This is a genomic window from Tepidiforma sp. (assembly GCF_034433535.1).
GTDB lineage: Bacteria > Chloroflexota > Dehalococcoidia > Tepidiformales > Tepidiformaceae > Tepidiforma.
The window spans coordinates 1-2,666 of the sequence record NZ_DAOUAO010000126.1 but is presented as its reverse complement, the minus strand read 5'-3'; the positions used below and the strand labels follow the sequence as shown (position 1 = coordinate 2,666).

The following is a 2,666-nucleotide window of genomic DNA, read 5'->3' as shown; positions in this document are numbered from 1 at the left end:
GGTGATGGTGCGGCCTTCGATGGTGCCGGTGGTGGTGAGGAGAATGGCCATGGTTCCTCCATCGAATGACGTGGGATGGGTGGCAGGGACGCCCCCAGTGTAGCGGGTTCGGCGGCCGTTTCCCGTTCTGTAACTTTGGCTATCGATCGATAGTTCTTGGATATGGATTGGGCGGGAACGATACGAAACTGGGGCTACCTGCGCCAACTCCGGGAACCGATGCTGGTGGTAGCCCCGCAAAGGAGGAGCGCAATGAAGCGCAAACTGGTGACCTGCCCGAAGTGCGACCTGGAATTCGTCTCCGCCCGGCGCGAGACGTTCTGCCCCGGGTGCCATCAGCTGATCGAGCCGGTGGTGCGAACCGGGCGGTAAGCCGGGTCAGGGTTCGAGCGGGCGGCCTTCCCAGCGGCGGTGGAGGGCTTCGAGGATGTGGCCGGTGGTGGGGATGGGGAGGTCGCCCGGGTCGTGGTCGGGGACCCAGGCGGCGGTGAAGGGGATCGCGCCGAGGCGGGCGGCAATGGTTCGTTCGTAGCGGCCAGGCGCGATGACGGCAGTCTCCCCGGCGGGGGCCTCAAGCAGGCGAAGGCACTCGGTGAGCGCGGCGGCGAGTTCGAAGCGGTCCGAAGCGGGCGCCGCGAGAAAGGCGAAGAAGCGGTCGAGACCGGTCGATTCGACGTGCTTGCGGGCGAGCGGGTACGGCCGGCGTGAGAAGGCCGCCATTTCGACCTGCGCGGCGCGGAGGGTATCGAGCGCCATCCCCACGCCTTCGTGGACGAGCAGGCGCTTGAGGGCGCTGCGGGCGGCGTACTCGCGGCAGAGCTCTTCGGCGCGGTCGCAATCGGCGGGGGTATCGAGCAGGATGCGGAGCGCGTCGCGCCACGGCCGGGCATGGTACTCGTCGGCGAGCGGCGCGGCGCTGAGGCGGCGGCCGGTGACGGCGGCCACGGCTTCTTCGACGGTGTAGGTGAAGGCGGGGCGCGCATCGATGAGAGCGCGGTCGAGGTCGAAGATGACGAGGCGGGGATGCGGGCGGCTGCTGCCGACGAGGGGCATTTAGCGGGCGAGGCTGAAGAATCGGGAGCGCGCGGCTTCGTACTCTTCGGGGGTGTTGAAGCCGAGGTCGAGGAGGTCGCCGGCATCGATTTCGTTGCGTTCGTCCCAGTGCGCGCGGAGGACGCCGCGGAGGCCCTGGGTCGCATCTTCGGCGTGCATCAACTCTTCCCTGAGGCGGCCTGCCACGACGACGGGGTGGCCGTGGCGTCCCTGGTGCACGGGGACGGTGAAGGCGTGAGGCGGCTGCTGGGCTTCGAGCAGGGTGCGGAGGAAGGCGGCCGGACGGGGTGTGTCGACATCGAGGATGAGGATGCGGTCGGCGTCGCGATTGGCAGCCTTGGCGCCGATGCGAAGCGAGCCGGCGCGCCCCAGCTGGTAGCGCGGGTTGAACATGATGCGGCAGGGCAGGCCCTTGACCTGGCGGGAGATGTCATCGGCGCGGTAGCCGAGGACGATGATGACCTCATCGCAGCCGGCCTCAAGCAGCTGGCGGAGCTGGTAGCGTGCGAGCGGTTCGCCGCCCCAATCGAGGAGCGCCTTCGGGGTGGCCATGCGGGAGGAGGTGCCGGCTGCGAGGAGGATCCCGGAGTTCATAGGCAAGAGTGTAGGGCGATGACGCGGCTGGGGCGATGGCCTCAGCCGGCTGCGATGGTCGGCTGGGGGAAGGTGTTGGGCACGCCGAACTCCGAGGTGATGATGCGGAGGAACTCGTGGAGCGGGGGCGCAAGCAGGCGGTTACGCAACACGTGGACGCCGACTTCGCGCTGGGCGGGCTGCTCCATCTCGCGGATTTCGACGCTGGCGAGGGTCCCGCGCTCGCGTTCGCGCTGGAAGGAGACGACGGGCAGGATGGCGACGCCGAGCCCGGCTTCGACCATGTGCTTGGTGGTCTCCATGTCGTCCAGCTCCATCACGGACTCCGGGACGACGCCGGCGCGGAGGAACATGGAGTAGACGAGCGAGTGATAGCTCGAGCCGCGTTCGAAGAAGAGGAAGGGCTCGTGGCCGGCCTCGGCGATGGAGACGCGGCCGCGGGTGGCGAAGGGGTGGTCGGCGGGGACGACGAGGGCGAGGTCGTCGTTGTAGAGGTGGAGCGATTCGATCTCGGGGTGCTGGGCGAGGCGAGTGACGGCGACGTGGTATTCGCCGCCAAGCAGGCCATCGATGATGTCCTCGGTCTGGCCGGTGGCGAGGCGGATGTGGACGCGGGGCCGCTCGGCGCGGAACTTCCTCAGGATGCGCGGCAGCACGTAGGTGGCGATGGAGGTGGAGGCGCCGATGCGGATGGTGCCGATTTCGCCGTGGCGAACGGCTTCGATGGCATCGGTGCCTTCCTGGACAGCGGTGAGGGCGCGCTGGGCGTGCGGCATGAAGGCGCGGCCGGCATCGGTGAGGGTGACGCTGCGGCCGGTGCGCTCGAAGAGGCGCTCGCCGATTTCGCGTTCGAGGGACTGGATGCGGGCGGTGACGGACGGCTGCGTAAGGAAGAGCGCTTCGGCTGCGCGGCTGAAGCTGCGGTGGTGAGCAACCTGGATGAAGGCTTCGAGCTGTGCGAGTTCCATGGGGTGGGTGCTCCGCGGGCGCTGCCCGCTGTGGTTTCAGGATTGGCTACG

Annotated in this window: 3 protein-coding genes; all 3 read right to left on the bottom strand. The window is 68.7% G+C overall.

The window, feature by feature from the left end:
• Positions 1 to 378 precede the first annotated feature (378 nt).
• From VAE46_RS07055 to VAE46_RS07045, 3 genes are read right to left on the bottom strand one after another with little or no spacing between them, the layout of a single operon-like run.
• Positions 379 to 1,053: an HAD family hydrolase gene (locus VAE46_RS07055; protein ID WP_322796217.1), complete on the bottom strand. Its 675-nt coding sequence runs from the start codon at positions 1,051 to 1,053 to the stop codon at positions 379 to 381.
• Positions 1,054 to 1,647: a nucleotidyltransferase family protein gene (locus VAE46_RS07050; protein WP_322796216.1), complete on the bottom strand. Its 594-nt coding sequence runs from the start codon at positions 1,645 to 1,647 to the stop codon at positions 1,054 to 1,056.
• Between the two features lie 41 nt (positions 1,648 to 1,688).
• Entirely contained in the window at positions 1,689 to 2,615 is a 927-nt protein-coding gene (locus tag VAE46_RS07045) for a LysR family transcriptional regulator (protein WP_322796215.1), read from the bottom strand.
• Between the last annotated feature and the right edge of the window lie 51 nt (positions 2,616 to 2,666).